Origin of the sequence: Sphingopyxis sp. LK2115 (genome assembly GCF_014595975.1) — a bacterium.
Classification (GTDB): domain Bacteria; phylum Pseudomonadota; class Alphaproteobacteria; order Sphingomonadales; family Sphingomonadaceae; genus Sphingopyxis.
Genome location: NZ_JABWGQ010000060.1, coordinates 142193 through 162779, shown reverse-complemented (window position 1 = coordinate 162779; position 20587 = coordinate 142193). Strand labels below are relative to the sequence as shown.

The following is a 20587-nucleotide window of genomic DNA, read 5'->3' as shown; positions in this document are numbered from 1 at the left end:
CCATTGAAACAAGCGTGCGGGCCCGCGAAGACGCGCGCCCATGTCCCGCCGGTGCCAGTTTGAACCGGTCGGTGATGTATCCCCGCCTTCGCGGGGATACTTGTTTCTTTCGATCCTGCCGGAAACGCTGCCGCGCTATTCGGTCGCCTTCGCCGGCCTGGCTTTCGCCTTGCCCTTGGCGCCCTTGGGCGCCGCAGGCGTGATTTCAAAGGCCAGCGGATTGCCGACATGGGCGTCCTCGCCGGTCTTCATCTTCACCTTGACCTCGCCGCCGTGGACCAGCTTGCCGAAGAGCAGTTCCTCGGCGAGCGGCTGCTTGATCTTTTCCTGGATCAACCGGCCCATCGGACGCGCGCCATAGAGTTTGTCATAGCCCTTGCCGGTCAGCCATTCGCGCGCCGCGTCGTCGAGCTGGATGTGAACGTTGCGGTCGGCAAGCTGCAATTCGAGTTCGAGGATGAACTTGTCGACAACGCGCGCGACGACCTCTGGCGGCAGATAGCCAAACGGCACGATCGCATCGAGACGGTTGCGGAACTCGGGAGTGAACATGCGCTTCACCGCCTCTTCCTGCGCATCCTCGCGCGTCTGCTGGCCGAAACCGATCGACTCGCGCGCCATGTCGCTGGCGCCCGCATTGGTCGTCATGATGAGGATGACGTTGCGGAAATCGACCGTCTTGCCGTGATGGTCGGTCAAACGGCCATTATCCATCACCTGAAGCAAGATGTTGAACAGGTCGGGATGCGCCTTCTCGATCTCGTCGAGCAGCAGCACGCAATGCGGATTCTGGTCGATCGCGTCGGTAAGCAGGCCGCCCTGATCGTAACCGACATAGCCCGGCGGCGCCCCGATCAGACGCGAGACGCTGTGGCGCTCCATATATTCGCTCATGTCGAAGCGCTGGAGCGGGATGCCCATGATCGACGCGAGCTGCTTCGCCACTTCGGTCTTGCCGACCCCGGTGGGACCGCTGAACAGATAATTGCCGATCGGCTTTTCGGGATCGCGAAGGCCTGCGCGCGACAGCTTGATCGCCGACGACAGCACCTCGATCGCCGTGTTCTGGCCGAAAACGACGCGCTTCAGGTCGGTCTCCAGGCTCGCGAGCACCGCCTTGTCGTCGGTCGAGACCGACTTGGGCGGGATGCGCGCCATCGTCGCGATCACCGCCTCGATCTCCTTCGCGGTGATCGTCTTCTTGCGCTTCGACGGGGCGACGAGCATCTGCATCGCGCCGACCTCGTCGATCACGTCGATCGCCTTGTCGGGCAGCTTGCGGTCGTTGATGTAGCGCGCCGAAAGGTCGACGGCGGCGTTGATCGCGTCGGGCGTGTAGCGCACCTGGTGATGCGCCTCGAACGCGCCGCGCAGCCCCGCGAGGATCTTCTTGGTGTCCTCAAGGCTCGGCTCGATCACGTCGATCTTCTGGAAGCGGCGAAGCAGCGCGCGGTCTTTTTCGAAATGATTGCGAAACTCCTTGTAGGTCGTCGAGCCGATGCAACGGATCACGCCGCCCGACAAAGCGGGTTTCAGGAGGTTCGACGCATCCATCGCGCCGCCCGACGTCGCGCCCGCGCCAATCACCGTATGGATCTCGTCGATAAACAGGATTGCGTGGGGCAAGGCTTCGAGTTCGGTCACGACCTGTTTCAGCCGCTCCTCGAAATCGCCGCGATAGCGCGTGCCCGCAAGCAACGCGCCCATGTCGAGCGAATATATGACCGCGGGCAACAGCACTTCGGGCACGTCGCCCTCGACGATCTTGCGCGCGAGCCCTTCGGCGATCGCGGTCTTGCCGACGCCGGGATCGCCGACATAGAGCGGGTTGTTCTTGCTGCGGCGGCAGAGGATCTGGATCGTGCGGTCGACCTCGGCGCTGCGGCCGATCAGCGGGTCGACCTTGCCCGTCTTTGCCTTTTCGTTGAGGTTGACGGTGAACTGGTCGAGCGCGGTTTCCTTCTTGTTCTTGCCGCCGCTGTCCTTGTCCTTCGCCTCCTCTTTTTCCTCCGGTTCGGCCTGCGCAGCGGGCTTGCCGCCCTTGCCAACGCCGTGGCTCAAATAGGAGACGGCATCGAGGCGCGTCAGATCCTGCTGCTGAAGGAAATAGACGGCATAGCTTTCGCGCTCCGAAAAAAGCGCGACGAGGACGTTGGCGCCCGTCACCTCATCCTTGCCCGACGACTGGACGTGCAGGATCGCCCGCTGGACGACACGCTGGAAACCGCTCGTCGGCGAAGGGTCGCTGTGGCCCTCGACCTTCAAACTGTCGAGTTCGGTGTCGAGATAATGAACCACGGCCGATTGCAGGTCGCCGAGGGCGACGCCGCACGCCCGCATCACTTCGGCGGCATGATCGTCGTCGATCAGCGCGAACAGCAGATGTTCGAGCGTGGCATATTCATGGTGACGCTCCGAAGCGGCCTTCAGCGCGTTATGCAGGGTCTTTTCGAGGCTCTCCGAAAAGGACGGCATGGGTCTATCTCCTTGCGGGGACCAGGCCGGGGAGAGCGGCCCCCTTGGAATAGAAGGTGGCGATGCCGTCGCCGCACCGCAAGGGAAAAGCGGCAGCGCGTGTGAAATTATGATGACAGGCTTGCGTTATGGTTAACGAAACGGCGGCTCGTTGCCCCCGCCGCTCATCTGAACGGCGGCTCGTTGCCCCCGCCGCTCATCTGAACGGCGGCTCGTTGAACGCACGCAATTTGCGGCTGTGCAGCTTGGCGCCTTCGTCGCGCATCGTTTCGCACGCGCGGATGCCGATCTGGAGATGCGCGGCGATCGCTTCCTCGTAAAAGCGGTTCGCCTGTCCGGGCAGCTTGAGCTCGCCGTGGAGCGGCTTGTCGCTGACGCACAGCAAGGTGCCATAGGGCACGCGGAAGCGATAGCCCTGCGCGGCGATGGTGGCGCTTTCCATGTCGATGCCGATCGCGCGCGACTGCGAAAAGCGCAGCGCCGAGTCGGTGTAGCGCAATTCCCAATTGCGGTCGTCGGTGGTGACGACGGTGCCCGTGCGCATCCGCTTCTTGAGGTCGGCGCCGCTGGTTCCCGACACGCTTTCGGCGGCGCTCGCCAGCGCCTGCTGCACTTCGGCGATCGGCGGGATAGGGATTTCAGGCGGCAGCACGCCGTCGAGGATATGATCGTCACGCAAATAGGCGTGCGCGAGCACATAATCGCCGATCCGCTGGCTGGGGCGCAGCCCGCCGCAGTGGCCGATCATCAGCCAGGCTTCGGGCCGCAGCACGGCAAGATGGTCGCAGATCGTCTTGGCGTTCGACGGGCCGACGCCGATGTTGACGAGCGTGATGCCGTCGCCGTCGGGCGCGATCAAATGATAGGCGGGCATCTGGTGCCGCCGCCACGCGCTGTCGGCGACGAGCGCGCTCGCATTCACTCCCGGCTGGTCGACATAGAGCCCCGCCGCGCCCGCGAGCGCGGTATAGCGCCCCTGCCCCACCTGCGCGCCCGCCCAGGCGACGAATTCGTCGACATAGCGATGATAGTTGGTGAAGAGGATATAGCGCTGGAAATGTTCGGGCGCGGTGCCGGTATAGTGGCGCAGCCGTGCGAGACTGAAATCGGTGCGCAGCGCATCGAATAGCGCGAGCGGTTGCGGCTCGGTCGGATCGAGCCCGAACAGTCCGTCGGCGAGCTCGTCGCCGATGTCGGCGAGTTCGGTCGTCGGAAAATGGCGCGCGAGTTCGAGCGGGGTGACCCCGCCCATGTCGGAACCGTCGCTGGCATCGAGCACATAGGGAAAGGGAATCTGCTGCCCCGTCCGCGTCACCTCGATCTCGACGTCATAATGGCGCGCAAGCAGCATCAGCTGTTCGCGCAGATAATCGGCAAACAGGTCGGGGCGCGTCACCGTGGTGACGAAGGTGCCCGCGCGCTCGAAGCGGCCGAAGGAGAGATTATGCCCCGCCTGCCCCTCGCGCTGCTCGCCCGTCGTCGTCAGGCGGATCGCGGGATAGTCGAACAGCCCCGTTGCCGCGGCATCGGCGGGCGGCAGGCGGCGGTCGCGAACATAGGCGGCAATGGCGGATTTAAGGTTGGCGACCGACGCGCGGAACGCGGTTTGAAGCTCGGCGATGATGGCGTCGACGCGTGCGGCGGGATCGGCGGTTTCTTGCGATGATCTGGATGTCATCGCGACGCTGTTGCACGAAATTGTGACAAAAGGAAAGAGGGTCCCCCCTGATCGGTCTTCCTGGATCATCCCGGATCAAGTCCGGGATGACAAGAAGCGAAGGGGCGGCATATTATCGCGCCACCCCTCCCGATCCTCAGAGCTGTTCCAGCATGTGATCGGCGCTCGACACCTTGAACTCGCCGGGCGCTTCGACGTTCAGCTGTTCGACAATGCCGTCGTTGACGATCATCGAGAAGCGCTGGCCGCGCTTGCCCATGCCAAAGGCGGTGCCGTCCATGGTCAGGCCCACGGCTTCGGCAAAGGCGCCGTTGCCGTCGGCGAGCATCGTCACGGCGTCGCCGGCATTGGCGCTCTTGCTCCATGCCCCCATCACAAAGGCGTCGTTGACCGCCGTGCAGGCGATTTCGTCGACGCCCTTCGCTTTCAGTTCGTCCGCCTTTTCGACGAATCCGGGCAGATGCTTCGCCGAACAGGTCGGGGTGAAGGCGCCGGGGACCGAGAAAAGCGCGACCTTGCGGCCCTTGAAATAATCGGCGCTGCTGACCTGTTCGGGGCCATTTTCGGTGACCTTTACAAAGGTCGCGTCGGGCAGCTTGTCGCCGGGCTGGATCGTCATCGTGGCATCCTTTTCGATCGAGGGGATTCGGGTCGGCGAGACATTGGGGCGGGCGCTGCGGGAGTCAAGGATGGCGAAGCGGGTGGGCAGGAGTTTGGACGGACTGACCGCTTGCGACCGGTTGCGGACATGACAGCATAGACAATCGGTTCTGCATCGGGCGAAGTCGAGATGCCCCTCGGCGTGGCGCGGTGTCGATCTGTGTCTCGACTTCGCTCGACACGAACGGAAGGCGGGGAAGGTCGCGAATCCACCGCGGAACCGCCGTCCCGCCCCAAAGCTACTGGACCGCCCCGTCCGCACGCGGCATGATGGCGCGATGGAAACCGCCCCCGCCTGGTTCACCGGCCAGCTGCTGCTCGCGCTGCCCGGAATCGGCGATCCCCGCTTTGAACATTCGGTGATCGCGATGATCAGCCACGACCAGGACGGCGCGATGGGAATCGGCATCGCCGACCCGATCGAGGGGATGACCGTCGGCGCAGTGCTCGACCAAGTCGGAATCGCGCATCAGGCACCACTCGACCAGCCGGTTTTCCTGGGTGGTCCGGTCGAACCGTCGCGCGGTTTCGTCCTCCACAGCCGCGACTGGGGCGGCGAAGGCGCGGTGCAGGTCGCCGATCGCTGGATGGTGTCGAGTTCGCACGACATATTGCGCGCGATCGGCGAGGGCCGCGGCCCGTCGCGCTGGCTCGTCGCGCTGGGTTATGCGGGCTGGTCGCCGGGACAGCTCGAGGGCGAAATGGTGCGCCACGGCTGGCACGTCACGCCGGGCAGCGACGCCTTGTTGTTCGACACGCCGCCCGCCAGGCGCTGGCAGGCGGCGTTTGCCGAGGCGGGAGTGGACGCCCGCCTGCTGACAACCGAGGGCGGCGAGGCTTGAAGCCTTGCACTGCGTCGACAGCGGCCCCGCCTGCGCGGGGGCGACAATGATCGTTACCGGGCGAGCGCGAGCAGCGGGCGCCCCTGTTCCAGATTGGCAAGCGCCATCCGCGCCGCCCAGCGCGAATCGACATAGCGACCGTTCGCCAGTTCGACATCGTAGCGGATCGGACTGCCGATCGCCGCATCATAGGCGGCGGCGGCCTCGGCCGTGCGGCCCAGCCGGGCATAGGCAGTGCCAAGATTGATGAGGCGCGACGGATCGCGCTTGTCGAGCGTGGAATCGCCGGTCAGCTTGTCGATTGCGGCCTGGTTTTCGCCGGCCTTCAGCTCGGCATAAGCAACCGGCAGCACCTGCGAATCGGTCTGTGGCGCGGTGACGACCACGATGGATTGCGCCGCGGCCGGGCTTGCGAAAGCCAGTGCGATCAGCGGCGGCAGGATTTTTTTCATCTCGACTATCTCCCCGAAAACTTTCGCCGATTTTCTCGCGCATGACAGGAAAAGTCAATGTTTTCGGCGGTTTGTAACACTGTTGTCATATTAGCGCATTATGCTTATCGCAAGGCGCATTATAAGTCCGGATTTTCATGATCTTGGACTTTGCAACTCCGTGTCACAAAAGTGCGGCGCGGACTGTCACAATTGCGGCCGGAATGATTTTTTTACGCGCGGCCTTCCTGTCGCGCGCCGAATCGCATGTCCGCCATCAATCGCCGGGCGGCACCCCGCTTGCGATATAAAGAATAGTTTATATTTGATCGGCGACGCGCTTTCGGCTAGAGCGCGCAAGAAAATTACACGATTTTCGTGGCCGCTCGCCTGCGGTCGTTCATGCCAATATGGAGAATCCCCCGTGGCCACTCTCGCCGCCGACACCCGCGATTATGTGATTGCCGACATCGGACTTGCCGATTTCGGGCGCAAGGAAATCGACATCGCTGAAACCGAAATGCCGGGCCTGATGGCGCTGCGCGCCGAATATGGCGCGGCGCAGCCGCTGAAAGGCGCGCGCATCACCGGATCGCTGCACATGACGATCCAGACCGCGGTATTGATCGAGACGCTCACCGCACTTGGCGCCGAAGTGCGCTGGGCCACCTGCAACATCTTTTCGACACAGGATCATGCCGCCGCCGCGATCGCCGCGTCGGGCGTGCCCGTGTTCGCGGTGAAAGGTGAAAGCCTCGCCGACTATTGGGACTATGTCGGCCGCATCTTCGACTGGGAAAAGGACGGCGACGGCCAGACCGCGAACCTGATCCTCGACGATGGCGGCGACGCGACAATGTTCGCGCTGTGGGGCGCAAAGCTCGAAGCCGGCGAGACGATGCCCGCGCCCGAAAATGAGGAAGAGGTCGAGATGCAGCGTGCGCTGAAAGCGTTCATCGCCGCCAAGCCCGGCTATCTCACCAGAACGGTCAAGGCGATCAAGGGCGTGTCGGAAGAAACGACCACCGGCGTCCACCGGCTCTATCACATCGCCAAGAGGGGCGAGCTGCCCTTCCCCGCGATCAACGTCAACGACAGCGTCACCAAGTCGAAGTTCGACAATCTTTACGGCTGCAAGGAATCGCTGGTCGACGCGATCCGCCGGGGCACCGACGTGATGCTGGCGGGCAAGGTCGCGACCGTCGCCGGCTTCGGCGATGTCGGCAAGGGCAGCGCGCAGAGCCTCCGCAACGGTGGCGCGCGCGTGCTCGTCACCGAAATCGACCCGATCTGTGCCTTGCAGGCGGCGATGGAGGGGTTCGAGGTCGTGACGATGGACGAGGCCGTCAAACGCTCGGACATCTTCGTCACCGCGACCGGAAACGCCGATGTGATCACCGCCGAACATATGGCGGCGATGAAGAATATGGCGATCGTCTGCAACATCGGCCATTTCGACAGCGAAATCCAGATCGCGGCGCTCGCCAATTACAAATGGACCGAAGTGAAGCCGCAGGTCGACCTGGTCGAGTTTCCCGACGGCAAGCAGATCATCATCCTGTCGAAGGGTCGCCTGGTGAATCTGGGCAACGCGACGGGCCATCCGAGTTTCGTGATGTCGGCAAGCTTCACCAACCAGACGCTCGCGCAGATCGAACTGTGGACGCGCAGCGAGCAGTATAAGAATGACGTCTATGTCCTTCCCAAGCATCTCGACGAAAAGGTCGCCGCACTCCACCTCGAAAAGCTGGGGGTAAAGCTCACCAGGCTCACGCAGAAACAGGCCGACTATATCGGCGTGCCGGTCGAAGGCCCGTTCAAGCCCGACCATTATCGCTATTGATTCCATGCCGTCATCCCGGCGAAGGCCGGGATGACGATGGAATATGCGGCGGGGAATATGGGGCCGCCATCGACCCGGCACGCGCTACCCGCCCTGCGCCGCCAGGATGCGCAGGACATTGCCGCTCCACATCTTTTCGATGTCGGCGTCGGAATATCCCGCCTGCTTCAGCCTGGCCGTGACCTTGGGCAGCGCAGTGATGTCCTCGATGCCTTTCAGCCCGCCGCCGCCGTCCCAGTCGGCGCCGAAGCAGATATGATCGGGGCCAGCCACCTCGATCGCGCGCAGCACCATCTTCATATAATCCTTGAAATCCGCCGCCCACAAGGGCTCGTGCCTGTCGAGTTCGCGCCATTTCCGGTTCAGCTCGGCCTGCTCGGCGCGCGTCATGGTGCCGATCCGCTCATATTGCCCGAACAGTTCGCCGCGCGCCGGGGTCATGTTCATTTCGGACATGAAGATCGTCGAAATACACATCGCCCCGCCCTTCGCCGCAAGCGCTTTCAGCCGCGCTTCGTCGAGGTTGCGCGGATGGTCGTAGGCCGATCGCAGGCTGGAGTGCGAAAGGATGATCGGATATTTCGACAGCTCCAGCATCTGGTCAAAGGCGGCATCGGATGCATGGCTCGCGTCGATGACGATGCCGAGGCGATTCATTTCGGCCACCCATTGCTTGCCAAGCGGGCTCAGCCCCTTCCAGCGCGGCTCGCCTGTCGCGCTGTCGGCAAGCTGGTTGGTTCGCGAATGCACCGGGCCCGCCATGCGTACGCCCCGTGCATAAAACTCTTCGAGCAGCGCCAGATCTTCGCCGATCGGATAGCTGTTTTCCATCGACTTGAAGGCGACCAGCTTGCCCGCGCGCATCAGCCGGCCGGCATCCGCCGCGGTGCGCGCGGCGGCAATCGCGCCGGGATGGTTCGCGAGCGTCCGGTCGATCAGGTCCGACCTTCGCCGCGCAAAGGCGAGCGCGTCGGCATAGCCCCTGGCCGTCAGCGGCCCCTGCCTGGTATAGATGACGAAAAAGCCGCCATCGAGATGGCCGTCCTTCATCCGCGGAATGTCGAGCTGGACCATATCGTCCGCCAATGTGTGACGATCAGCAAAGCTCCACCCTGCACGCCCGAAATGAAGCGGCGTGTCGAGGTGGGCGTCGAGCACGAGCATCCGGCTGTGCAGCGGCGCTTCGGACGGCATTGGCTTGTCGTCGCCTGTCGAACAGGCGGCAAGGGTTGCGGCGGCCAGCAGGATCGAGACAGGTTTCAACATCATTCTCCACGAACCGGCGGATGTGGCCATGCCAATCGCTGTGATCGGCGGCATCAAGGATGAAACGGGTCGATCCCCTTTGTCGGCGCGCGGGCCCCGGCCTTGCGAAAGGCCCGGCGCCCCCTTACCAATGGGTCAGCGAGAGGGAAGCCGATGCAAATTGATGATCCTGATCGGGCGATTGTCAAACAGGAAATGGAAGGGTTGGCGGCCGGGCGGCTCGCGGCAGCGCCTCGCCAACCGATGGAGAGACGATGACCATCCCCCGGCGCTTCACCCCGGCCCTGCTGCTGAGCGGTTCGATGCTGCTCGCAGCGCCGATCGCGGCCGAACCGCCCGCCTATGACGTGATCATTCGCGGCGGGACGATCTACGACGGGTCTGGTGGGCCGCCCATCGTCGGCGATGTCGCGATCAAGGATGATCGCATCGTGGCGGTGGGCCGGGTTGCGGGGTCGGCCAGAAGCGAAATGTCGGCGCAGGGAATGGCGGTGGCGCCGGGATTCATCAACATGCTGAGCTGGGCCACCGAATCGCTGATCGCCGATCCGAAAAGCCAGAGCAACATCCGGCAGGGCGTGACGCTGGAGGTGATGGGCGAAGGCTGGTCGATGGGTCCCCTGAACGCGGCGATGAAGGCGCAGGAAACGGCGCGGCAGGGCGACATCAAATATGCGATCGCATGGACGAGCCTCGGCGACTATTTCGACTGGCTCGAACAGCGCGGCATTTCGACCAATATCGCAAGCTTCGTCGGCGCAGCGACGGTGCGCGTGCACGAACTGGGCGAAGGCGATGTCGATCCGACGCCCGATCAGCTCGGCCGGATGCGCGCGCTGGTGCGGCAGGCGATGAACGAAGGCGCGATGGGCGTCGGCAGCTCGCTCATCTATGCCCCCGGCTCCTATGCCGAAACCGACGAGCTTGTCGCGCTGACGAGCGAGGCGGCGAAGTGCGGCGGCATGTATATCAGCCATATGCGATCCGAAGGCGACCGGATCGAGGAGGCCGTCGACGAACTGATCGAGATCGCGCGCCGATCGGGCGCCCCTGCCGAAATCTATCACCTCAAGATGGCGGGGCGCGACAACTGGGGCAAGCTCGATACCATCGTGAAGAAGATCGAGGATGCGCGCGCCGAAGGGCTGCGCATCACGACCGACATGTATACCTATACCGCCGGCGCGACCGGGCTTGATGCCGCAATGCCGACCTGGGTGCAGGCGGGCGGGCTGGAGGCGTGGATCGAGCGGCTGAAAGACCCCGCGATCCGCGCGCGCGTTGCCGCGGAAATGAAAAAGCCGGGCAGCGACTGGGAAAATCTCTATTTCGGCGCCGGCGCCGACAAGATGATCCTGTCGGGGTTCAAGCGCGACGCATTGAAGCCGCTCACCGGCAAGACGCTCGCCGAGGTTGCCGCGATGCGCGGCAAATCGCCGGAGGAGACCGCGATGGACCTCGTCATCGAGGATGGCTCGCGTGTCGGCACCGTCTATTTCCTGATGTCCGAGCACAATGTCCGCAAGCAGATCCGGCTGCCGTGGATGAGCTTCGGGTCCGATGCCGCGTCGCAGGCGACCGAGGGCGTATTCCTGAAATCGGGCGCACACCCGCGCACCTATGGCAATTTCGCACGGCTGCTCGGACGCTATGTCCGCGACGAAAAGCTGATCCCGCTCGAACAGGCGGTGTACCGGCTCACCACCCTGCCCGCGACCAATCTGGGCATCACGGATCGCGGCGCGCTGAAGCCCGGCTATTATGCCGATGTCGTCGTGTTTGATCCCGCGACGGTCGCCGACCGTTCGACCTTTGACAAGCCGCACCAATATTCGGTGGGCGTGCGCGATGTGTTCGTAAACGGCAAACAGGTGCTGAAGGACGGCGAACATGGCGGCGCAATGCCGGGACGCGCGGTGCGCGGAGCAGGGTTCAACCGCTGTCCATGAAGCGCGGAGGACCGAACGCGTGACCGATCGCAGGGCCGAATGCTGGGCCGACATGCCGCGGCTGATCGCGGCGGTGCAAACAGCGGGCGATATGCTGGGCCTGCCCCATGTGGCGGCGCAGGCCGACCTTGGCGACCCCGAACCGATGAGCGATATCGAGGGACGTCCCTATGCCGAGACCAGCTTTCGCTGGATCGGCCCCGACTATGCCTATTGGCGCGACCGCAAGCTGGCGCTGCACGTCGCTTTCCTGACCGCGGCGCGGTTGATTGCCGAGCCCTTTTATTACAGCGACGGGCGCCTTGGCACCTGGCGACCGACCGCGCTGCTCGACGCGGTCGATTGTTCGCAGGCCCGCAACACCCCCAATTTCGGCGAAGCGATCATCGCACCCGTTCACCTGCCGCGCGGGCTGGTCGGGGCGGTCTTCTGGTGCTCGCGCGAGCCGGTGGGGGTCGAGGCGCTGTTCGATGAACATGCCGCGCGGCTGCACATGCTCGCGCTGCGCCTGGTCGCCACGCATAATGAAGCGCGCGGCCGCCCGCGCAACGCCATGGTGCCGCAGACGCTGACCCGGCGCGAGGTCCAGTGTCTGCGCTGGGCCGCGGCAGGCAAGACCGACGCAGAGATCGGTATCATCCTGTCGCTGTCGGTGTCGACGGTGCGCTTTCACCTTCGCAATGCCGCCGGCAAGCTGGGCGCCACCGGACGCGCGCAGTCGATTCAGATCGCCGCGGGACTCGGCTATGTCGGCGCGCGCGCGGCCTGACGCGGGTGCCAGCTTTGCGGCGCGCGGCAGGATGTCCTAATCCGGGCGCATGGACATGTTCAACGACCCCGCGCTGCTGGCCTTTCGCGACGAGGTTCGGGCCTTTTTGCGCGAAAACCTGCCCGACGACATCCGCCGCGGCGCGGCGCGCGCAACGAGCGTCTTCATCGACCCCGCCATCTCGCTGCCCTGGCAACGCATCCTGCATCGCAAGGGCTGGGCAGCGCCCGACTGGCCCGCCGAGTTCGGCGGTCCGGGGTGGACCGAGATCGAGCGCTATATCTTTGCGGCCGAATGCGCGCGCGCGGGTGCGCCGAACCTCGCGCCGATGGGGCTCAAAATGGTCGCGCCGGTGATCATGCATTATGGCAGCGCCGAACAGCGCGCCCATTATCTGCCGCGCATCCTGTCGGGCGAGGATTATTGGTGCCAGGGTTTTTCGGAACCCGCCGCGGGGTCCGACCTTGCCGCGCTGCAATTGCGCGCGGTGCCCGACGGGGACGATTATGTCCTTAACGGGTCAAAGATATGGACGACGCACGCGCATTTCGCGAACCGCATGTTCGCGCTGGTGCGCACCTCGACCGAAGGCAAGCCGCAGGCAGGGATCAGCTTCCTGCTGCTCGACATGGCGACGCCGGGAATCAGCGTCGAACCGATCCGCACGCTAGCGGGCGACCATGAGTTCAACCAGGTCTTTTTCGACGAGGTCCGCGTGCCGCAGGCGAACCGGTTGGGTGCCGAAAATGCCGGCTGGTCGGTCGCGAAACATCTGCTGACCTTTGAACGCGGGGGCAAATATGCGCCGGGCCTGATCGGGCGGCTCGAACGGCTGCGCGCGTTCGGCGGCCACGACCCGGTGCTGCGCGCCGCGTTCGACCGCGAGGCCGTGGCGCTGCGGGCGCTGCAAGCGCTCGAGCTCAAGGCCATGCGCGGGGTCGGCGGCAGTCCGGCGCTCTATGCCTCGGCGCTCAAGATCCTCGGGACAGAGGCAGCGCAGCGCATCGACGCACTGGCATGCGAAGCCATGGGCCAGGCTGCGTGGGCGGAGGCCGACGGACAAGTGGCCGAAGAACTGGCCGTCGCGGTGCCGCGCTATCTGAACGACCGCGCCGCGACCATCTATGCCGGGTCGAACGAAATCCAGCGCGACCTGATTGCGCGAACGCTGCTGGGCTAGGCGGCCGCGGAACGCGCCAGATGGCCGGCACGCGCGCCGAAAGCCGCGACGATGGCAAGCGCGCGCTTGAAATGGCCGCCAAGGCGAAGTTCCTCGGTCAATCCCATCGCGCCGTGAATCTGCACCGCGCTTTCCCCGACGACCCGCACCGCGTCGGCGACTTCGATGCACGCCGCGCTGACTGCCGCCGCGCGATCGGCGTGCGCCCTGTCGACGGCGAGAATTGCTTGCTCGGTCAGCGCCGCCGCCTTCATCATCGCCAGTTGCATGTCGGCGGCGCGGTGGCGCAACGCCTGAAAATGCCCGATGGGCGCCCCGAACTGCCGCCGCTGGCTCATATAGTCGATGCTGTCGGCGATCATCCGCTGCATCAGCCCGACCGCTTCGGCGCAACGCGCCGCAAGGATCAGATCGGTCGCCAGATCTGCCGCGCACACCGCGGCGTCGCCCGACGCGAGCCGTTCCGCATCATTGGATTTCAGCGCGACGCTCAGATCGGCCGTCACGCTGCCGTCATGCATGATACGATGGCGCTGTTCGACCTTGTCATGGTCGGCGGCGATCAGCATCAGTGCGTCGGGATCGGCAAGCAGCAGCCAATCGGCTTTGGCCGCGCCCGCGACGAGCGCCGCGCCGCCGCGCACCGCGCCCGCGTCGCAGACCGGCATCGACGCAGCCGACGCGGCACAGATGGTCGCGATCCGGCGGTCGCCGGTCGCAAGGCCGGGCAAGGCCCGGTGCGTCGGCGCGACGGCGCCGAGGATCATCGTCGCGGCGACGTGCGAAAGCCAGTCGGCGCCCGCCAGCGCCGGCCCGAGTTCGGCGATCACCAGCGCGATGTCGATTGCGCCGCCGCCGAAGCCGCCAGCGGCCTCTGGCACGGCCAGACCGGCAAGCCCAAGCGCATCCGACAACGCGCGCCAGCCGGGCTGCGCATGGTCGGCCAGAAAGCGCTGCACGCTTTCGAGCAGCACCCGCTGCTCGTCGCTGAGCGGAAGGTCCAGCGTGGCCATGTCAGAATATGGCCGCGTCGGTTGCGGGCGCGCGGATGATGCTATCGGTCATTGTGTCTCCCGCCCCGCTTGTGCCGCGGTCCGCGGCGCGGGTCTAGCTGACGCGCGTGTCAGGTCGCACCGACGTTCGCGCCGCCATATACTTAGAAATAAAACTATTGCATGGGGCGCCATGCACAAGGCAGGACGAATCGGGACAGCGGCGCCGCGAGGCGCAGAGGAGACGGGACGGTGAATCCGATCTGGCTTCCCGCATCGCTGCTCGGCGGCGTGTTTCAGGCATGGCGCACCGCGCTCCAGCAACGGCTGCGCGCCGAACTCAGCGTCAGCGGCGCAGGGCTGGTTCGCTATCTTTACGGCCTGCCCTTCGCATTGTTTTTCGCGGCGGCCTGGCTCGCGATGCAGGGCGATGCGGCGCCCACCCTTGACAACGTCTTTGCGGGCTTCGCTGTCGCCGGGGCGATCACGCAGATGGCGGGCACAATCCTGCTCATCATGGCATTCGGGCACCGCGGCTTTGTCGTCGGCACGGCCTTTTCCAAGACCGAGGCGATACAGGCAGCGCTGGTGACGGCATTATTTCTCGGCGAACGACTGCCCCTGATCGCCTGGTTCGGCATCGTCGCCGGGGTCGCGGGGGTGCTCATGCTCGCGCTGGCCGGGCGCGGCGTTTCGGCGGGCGAGGTCTGCCGCGCGCTGGGCCAGCCCGCCGCGCTCTGCGGCCTCGGTGCGGGGGCGATGTTCGCGCTCGCGGCGATCGCGGTCAAACTCGCGACCGCCGAGCTGGAGGGCGTCGACCTCATCGGGTCGGCGCTGGTCACGCTCGTCGCCGTGATGGCGATCCAGACGAGCTTGCACCTGCTCTGGGTTGCCGTGCGCGACCGCGCGACGCTCGCCGCCGTCTTTCGGACCTGGCGCAATTCGGGGCAGGTCGGCTTGCTTTCGGCGCTGGGTTCGGCCTGCTGGTATGTCGGTTTCGCCGCCGCACCCGCAGCGCTGGTTCGCGTCGTCGGCCAGGTCGAGGTTGTTTTCACCGTCGGCTTTGCGCGTTTCTACCTGCGCGAACCGGTGCGCTGGCACGAGATTGCGGGGCTGTTCCTCGTTGTCGGCGGCGTGGTGATGGCGCTGATCGCGACGCTTTAGGGAAAAGCGGGCGCCCGGCTGACCATCGCGGGCAATGGCCGGTTCATCACGCCGGTCAGCCACCCGGCCGCGTCCACGGCCCGCGGCAAATCGAGTCCCGTCCCGATCCCGCTGTTTTCGAGCATATAGACGACATCCTCGGTCGCGACATTGCCCGCCGCGCCGGGAGCAAAGGGGCAACCGCCGAGGCCGCCGAGCGACGCATCGACCGTCGCGACACCTTCCTGCACCGCCGCCCAGACATTCGCGATGCCCGTGCCGCGCGTGTTGTGGAAATGCACGCGCACCGGAACGCCGCCGATTGCTTCGCGGACGCGGCCGACCACCTCGGCGACCTGCGCGGGAACGCCGACCCCGATCGTGTCGGCGAGCGCGATTTCGCGCGGTTCCGCATCGGCCGCGCGCTTCGCCAGCTCGACCACGCGGCCGATCGCCACCCGGCCTTCGATGGGACAGCCGAAGGCGGTTGCAATGGTGATCTGGCCGCTGCGGCCGGCCTTTTTTGCCAGCGCGACAATCTCCATCGCGGCGGCCAGCGATTCGTCGGAGCTTTGCCCCTGATTGCGGATACCGAAGCTGTCGCTCGTTACGCACACGGCGCCAAGTTCATCTATGCGCCCGGTGGCGACCGCCCGTTCGGCGCCGCGGCGGTTGAGGACGAGGCCGATAAAGGTCACATCGTCGCGATCGGGCAACATCGCCACAAGCTGTTCGGCATCGGCGAGTTGCGGCACCTTTTTCGGATTGACGAAGCTTGTCACTTCGATGCGGCGCACGCCATAATCGATCGCGCGGCGGATCAGCGCCAGCTTGTCGGCGGTCGCGACGATCGCCGCCTCATTCTGCAGTCCGTCGCGCGGGCCGACCTCGACGATTTCCACGGCATGATTTTTCAACATCCTGGCCTCGATCCCGTGCGAGTCATTTAGCAGGTTGAAAATTACATAGCATTCTAAGTATAAGATGGCCATGGGTGATATGGGCCGCCCCTGTCAGAGCCGGCCGCGAAAGGAACGATATGGGCGAGACGGGCAGCGGGGGCGCGCTGGAAGGCATCAGGGTGGTCGAGATGGGGCAGCTGATCGCCGGTCCCTTCTGCGGCCAGTTGCTCGGTGACATGGGCGCCGAGATCGTCAAGCTCGAACCGCCCGTGACGGGCGACCAGATGCGCCACTGGGGCCAGGGCGACAAGCCCAGCTGGTGGAGGGTCATCGCGCGCAACAAATATTCGGTCGCGTGCGACCTGCGGTCTGAAGACGGTCAGGCGCTTGCCCGCGACCTGATCGCGAGGGCCGACATCCTTATCGAGAACTTCCGCCCCGGAACGATCGAAAAATGGAACCTCGATCCTGAGCAACTCCGCAAGACCAACCCCGGACTCATCGTCGTGCGCGTGTCGGGCTATGGTCAGACCGGACCCTATTCGGCGCGCGCGGGGTTCGGCGGGATTGCCGAGGCGATGGGCGGCTGGCGCGGCATCGTCGGCTATCCCGACCGGCCGCCTGCCCGCATGGGCGTGTCGATCGGCGACACGCTTGCCGCGACTTATGGATGCCTGGGCGCGCTCGCCGCGCTCCATCACCGCAGCAAGACCGGCGAGGGGCAGATCGTCGATGCGGCGCTTTATGAAGCGGTGTTGCAGGTGATGGAGTCGACCGTGTCGGACTATTCGGCGAGCGGCGCCAAACGGCGCCGCACCGGATCGACACTGCCCGGCATCGCGCCGTCGAACGTCTATCCCTGCAAGGATGGCGAATATCTGATCGGCGCCAACCAGGACGCGGTTTTTGCCCGGCTTGCCGCGGCGATGGGGCGGCCCGAGCTTGCGAGCGACGAACGCTATGCCACGCACCGCGCCCGCGGCGCACGGCAGGAAGAGCTTGACGCACTGATCGGCGAATGGACGCGCACGCTGACCATCGCCGATCTGGAAGCCAAGATGGATGAAGCCGCCGTGCCCGCCGGCCGCGTGTTCGACGCCGAGGACATGCTCGCCGATCCGCATTTCGCCGCGCGCGAGGCGCTGGTGACAGTCGCCGACGACGAGTTCGGAGAGATCACCATGCAGGGCGTTTTCCCGAAACTGTCGGCGACGCCGGGCAGGGTGCGCCGCCCTGCTCCGCTGGGCGTCGGACAGGATAGCGCCGATGTGCTCAAACGCTGGCTCGGCCGCGAGACCTGAAGCACTGGGGAACAGCGCATCGCGCGTCCGGCATGGCCGACAGCCCCCCGCATCGCGATCGCTGCCCGAAACAGGCGGCATTCGTTCACAATATCTCGTGGATCACATGACGGACGCCAAAATCGGTTCGCTCGCCGACCCCGACCGCGAGCATCCCATTGAGCCAGCCATATTTCGCGCTCGCGGTTTCAAAGACCGGCGCGATGCGCAAATAATAGCGCGAGGGCGGCGCGTCGGACACGGCCGGGTCGGCAAAGGTCGCGCGTACGTCGTCGGGAATGAGGCTGCGGCCGGTATAGCTCACATAGATGAGCGCGCCGTCGTCGGCCTGCCATACCGCGCGCGCGTCGAAGGTTCCGACCGAGGCGCTTTCTCCCAGCCGTCCGCTGCGCGACCAGTTGCCACCGCCCGGCAGGACCATGCCGCTGAGTTGCGGACCGAAAAAGCGCCCGCCGCTGATGTAGCCGAGGCGCTGCTCGCCGAATGGCGACGCGCCGATCCCGATGATCCCGCCGCCCACTTCGAACTCGGCGGTGCACAGATACCGGCTTGCCAGCGCGGTCGGCGCCGCCGTGCGATTTTCCGTCGTCATGCCACGAATCTCCGTCCTGCCTATGGACAAGCATAAAACAATTAGTATACTAAGGGTCAATCAGATTGACGGAACGGCATCACGCCAGAAACCGGCAGCAACAGCTTCTATGGGAGGGTGAACATGAAAGCTTGCAACAAGTTTCTGTTATCCGGCGCGGCTCCGCTCGCGATGCTCTTGAGCGCCGCACCGGCGGTGGCGCAGGACAGTTTCGATCCATCCGGCACCGACGAAACCGGGGCCGCCAATGACGAAATCATCGTAACGGCCCGTTTCCGCGACGAATCGTTGCAGGACGTGCCGCAAGCAATTTCGGCCTTCGGCGAGCAGACGCTGACCAAGATTGCCGCGCGCGACATCACCGATCTGGCGCCGTCGACTCCCAATATCAGCATCCAGCCGGTTGCGACCTTCTCCAACTCGGCGGCGATCTTCATTCGCGGCCTCGGCGCACAAGGGATCGAATCGACCGAAGAGAGCCCGGTCGGCGTGTCCATCGACGGCGTCTATATCACGCGCCCGGTGGCGACGATGCTCGACACCTTCGACCTTGACCGGATCGAAGTCCTGCGCGGCCCCCAGGGAACCTCGTTCGGCAAGAACTCGCTTGCAGGTGGTATCGCCGCCTATAGCAAGAACCCCGGTCGTGACTGGGGCGTGCAGGCCGAAGTGACCGTCGGCAACTACGGCCGGATGGACGCGCGCGCGGCGCTCGACATGCCGCTTGTCGAGGATCGGTTGGGCGTCCGTCTGGTGCTCAACAAGGAAACCTATGACGGCTATTTCACCAACCGGCTGAACGGCAAGAAGGTCGGCGGGCAGGACCGGCTGACGCTGCGCGGCACCGTGGTGTTCACGCCGACCGAGACGCTGGACGTGAACCTCAAGGCCTTTCTCGTCCGCGACCGGTCGAGCGCGCCCGGCGGCGACGCCGCGCCCAACCGCAACCAGCTGCTCTGGCAGGTGTTCCGCTTCGAGGAGCCCGACGACGGCGCCTATACGATCGGCCGCGATTTCCCCGCCGACCATGACACCGACCAGCTCGGCCTGATCGGCAATATCGGGTTCGACATGGGATCGTGGCAGGCCAGGTCGATCACCGGCTATATCGAAACCGACGATTTCAACGACAGCGACTTCGACCAGTCCGAAATCTTTTTCTTTCCGACCTTTCGCCTGCAATCGCACCGCCAGTTCAGTCAGGAACTGCGCCTGCAATCCGATTTCTCCGACCGCGACGACGCCTTGGCGCGGCTCAGCCTGGTGTTCGGCGGCTATTATCTGAAACAGAGCTTCGAACTCACCCAGGCATTCCCGACGCTTCCCGTCCTGCTCGCGCCCACCCTGCGCTTCGGCAGCCAGGACTTCGTGACCCAGGACAATAGCGCCAAGGCGTTGTTCGGGCAGGCCATCTATGGTGTGACCGACCGGCTGAACCTGACCTTTGGCGTGCGGCAAAGCTGGGAATCGAAGGATTATTTCCGCGATCCGACGGGCACGCTGCTCTCGCCCGCCTTCTTCAACACCCGCGCGACGGTGAAATCGCTCGCCGAAATGGAGGAGATCGCCAATGCCAATTTTGCGGTCGGGCGGGCGTTCAAGCTCGGTTATGACCGCAATCGCATGACCTTCAAGGCGGGCGTCGATTATCGTCTGACCGACGATGTCATGGTCTATGCGGGTTTCAGCCAGGGGTATAAGGGCGGCGGTTTCGGCGCGCGATCGGCAACGACGACCACGGCGGGGCCGACGCGGGACAATACCGCCGACCTTTATGAAGCGGGATTCAAGGGCGACTTTTTCGACAATCTTCTTCGCCTCAACCTTACCGGCTTTGTGACCAAGTTCAAACAGTTGGAGTTCGGCGTTTTCTTTCCCAATCCCAACGTCGCATCGGGGCAGGAAACGGCGCAGCTCAACATCGGGTCGGCGACCACGAAAGGGCTTGAACTCGAAGCCACGCTGAAACCTTCGCAGGTTTTCCGTCTTTCGGCGAACATCGGCTATCTCGATGCGAAATACACCGATTTCTGCGCGGATATCGACGGTCCATCCGCCTTTGCAACGCCGCCAACATCGACCTGCGGCAACGTCACGCTGCTGCCCAACGGCACCTATCTCGTCGACCGCGATCTCACGGGACTGAAGCTCGTGCGCGCGCCCCGATGGCAGACCCAGTTTTCGGCCGAATATGACGTCCCGCTTGGCAGCGCGGGTCGTTTGAGTTTCCGCGCGGCGATGCTTTATCGCAGCACCTATTATTCCAGCGTCGCGAACGATCTTGCCGGCAAGACGGGCGATTTCACGCTGGTCGATGGCTCGGTGGGCTGGGAAAGCGCCGACGGACGGTTTCGGGCGATGCTCTGGGGCAAGAATCTGACCGACAAGACCTATGTGGCCGCGCTGACGCCGACCGCGCAATTCTTTACCCAGCGTTTCTACAACGCGCCGCGCACCTTCGGTCTGACGCTGGGGGCGAGCTTCTGACCATGGGCCAACGGCGTTCGCGGCCCGAACCCGCCCAGGGATCGGCGCCGCGCGCCGCGTTCCCTGCCTGACGGACG

At 64.8% G+C, this 20587-nt stretch carries 16 protein-coding genes; 8 read left to right on the top strand and 8 right to left on the bottom strand.

Annotated features, from left to right (window positions below):
* Positions 1-135 precede the first annotated feature (135 nt).
* The 3 genes from clpA to HUW43_RS14950 form a co-directional block, all read right to left on the bottom strand.
* Positions 136-2475: an ATP-dependent Clp protease ATP-binding subunit ClpA gene (clpA, locus tag HUW43_RS14960; protein WP_188238145.1), complete on the bottom strand. Its 2340-nt coding sequence runs from the start codon at positions 2473-2475 to the stop codon at positions 136-138.
* Between the two features lie 196 nt (positions 2476-2671).
* Positions 2672-4153 carry an AMP nucleosidase gene (locus HUW43_RS14955; protein WP_188238144.1) on the bottom strand — a complete coding sequence of 494 codons (1482 nt, stop codon included), beginning with the start codon at positions 4151-4153 and terminating at the stop codon, positions 2672-2674.
* A gap of 136 nt (positions 4154-4289) precedes the next feature.
* Positions 4290-4772, bottom strand: a complete 483-nt coding sequence (locus tag HUW43_RS14950) for a peroxiredoxin (protein ID WP_188238143.1) — start codon at positions 4770-4772, stop codon at positions 4290-4292.
* A 319-nt stretch (positions 4773-5091) separates the two neighbouring features.
* Between HUW43_RS14950 and HUW43_RS14945 the strand changes: the two genes are divergently transcribed.
* Positions 5092-5655, top strand: coding sequence for a YqgE/AlgH family protein (locus HUW43_RS14945; RefSeq protein ID WP_188238142.1), 564 nt, complete (start codon positions 5092-5094; stop codon positions 5653-5655).
* Between the two features lie 53 nt (positions 5656-5708).
* Here the strand turns inward: HUW43_RS14945 and HUW43_RS14940 are convergent, their stop codons facing one another.
* Entirely contained in the window at positions 5709-6107 is a 399-nt protein-coding gene (locus HUW43_RS14940; protein ID WP_188238141.1) for a hypothetical protein, read from the bottom strand.
* A gap of 403 nt (positions 6108-6510) precedes the next feature.
* On the opposite strand from HUW43_RS14940, the gene ahcY reads away from it, so the two are divergent.
* Complete coding sequence (gene ahcY / locus HUW43_RS14935) at positions 6511-7929, top strand: adenosylhomocysteinase (protein ID WP_188238140.1); 1419 nt, start codon at positions 6511-6513, stop codon at positions 7927-7929.
* An 84-nt stretch (positions 7930-8013) separates the two neighbouring features.
* Here the strand turns inward: ahcY and HUW43_RS14930 are convergent, their stop codons facing one another.
* Positions 8014-9192 carry a dipeptidase gene (locus HUW43_RS14930; protein WP_411157954.1) on the bottom strand — a complete coding sequence of 393 codons (1179 nt, stop codon included), beginning with the start codon at positions 9190-9192 and terminating at the stop codon, positions 8014-8016.
* Between the two features lie 257 nt (positions 9193-9449).
* Here HUW43_RS14930 and HUW43_RS14925 point away from each other — a divergent pair, with 257 nt between their 5' ends.
* Genes HUW43_RS14925 through HUW43_RS14915 form a run of 3 tightly spaced genes read left to right on the top strand, consistent with a single transcriptional unit; the run spans position 9450 to position 13093 of the window.
* Entirely contained in the window at positions 9450-11144 is a 1695-nt protein-coding gene (locus HUW43_RS14925; RefSeq protein WP_188238139.1) for an N-acyl-D-amino-acid deacylase family protein, read from the top strand.
* A 19-nt stretch (positions 11145-11163) separates the two neighbouring features.
* Positions 11164-11913, top strand: a complete 750-nt coding sequence (locus HUW43_RS14920) for a helix-turn-helix transcriptional regulator (RefSeq protein ID WP_188238138.1) — start codon at positions 11164-11166, stop codon at positions 11911-11913.
* Positions 11914-11962: 49 nt separating this feature from the next.
* Positions 11963-13093: an acyl-CoA dehydrogenase family protein gene (locus tag HUW43_RS14915; protein WP_188238137.1), complete on the top strand. Its 1131-nt coding sequence runs from the start codon at positions 11963-11965 to the stop codon at positions 13091-13093.
* On the opposite strand, the gene HUW43_RS14910 is transcribed toward HUW43_RS14915, so the two are convergent.
* The gene (locus HUW43_RS14910; protein ID WP_188238136.1) at positions 13090-14106 is read right to left on the bottom strand and encodes an acyl-CoA dehydrogenase; all 1017 of its coding nucleotides are present in this window, start codon (positions 14104-14106) and stop codon (positions 13090-13092) included. The genes HUW43_RS14915 and HUW43_RS14910 overlap by 4 nt on opposite strands.
* A gap of 231 nt (positions 14107-14337) precedes the next feature.
* Here HUW43_RS14910 and HUW43_RS14905 point away from each other — a divergent pair, with 231 nt between their 5' ends.
* Positions 14338-15249: a DMT family transporter gene (locus HUW43_RS14905; RefSeq protein WP_317450875.1), complete on the top strand. Its 912-nt coding sequence runs from the start codon at positions 14338-14340 to the stop codon at positions 15247-15249.
* On the opposite strand, the gene HUW43_RS14900 is transcribed toward HUW43_RS14905, so the two are convergent.
* Positions 15246-16148 carry a hydroxymethylglutaryl-CoA lyase gene (locus HUW43_RS14900; protein WP_188238134.1) on the bottom strand — a complete coding sequence of 301 codons (903 nt, stop codon included), beginning with the start codon at positions 16146-16148 and terminating at the stop codon, positions 15246-15248. The genes HUW43_RS14905 and HUW43_RS14900 overlap by 4 nt on opposite strands.
* Before the next feature lie 119 nt (positions 16149-16267).
* Between HUW43_RS14900 and HUW43_RS14895 the strand changes: the two genes are divergently transcribed.
* A complete protein-coding gene (locus tag HUW43_RS14895) occupies positions 16268-17431 on the top strand; it encodes a CaiB/BaiF CoA transferase family protein (protein WP_188238133.1) in 1164 nt (387 codons plus the stop codon).
* 85 nt (positions 17432-17516) lie between these two features.
* On the opposite strand, the gene HUW43_RS14890 is transcribed toward HUW43_RS14895, so the two are convergent.
* Complete coding sequence (locus HUW43_RS14890; protein ID WP_188238132.1) at positions 17517-18023, bottom strand: DUF3237 domain-containing protein; 507 nt, start codon at positions 18021-18023, stop codon at positions 17517-17519.
* 123 nt (positions 18024-18146) lie between these two features.
* Here HUW43_RS14890 and HUW43_RS14885 point away from each other — a divergent pair, with 123 nt between their 5' ends.
* The gene (locus tag HUW43_RS14885) at positions 18147-20510 is read left to right on the top strand and encodes a TonB-dependent receptor (RefSeq protein ID WP_188238131.1); all 2364 of its coding nucleotides are present in this window, start codon (positions 18147-18149) and stop codon (positions 20508-20510) included.
* The last annotated feature ends 77 nt before the right edge of the window (positions 20511-20587 follow it).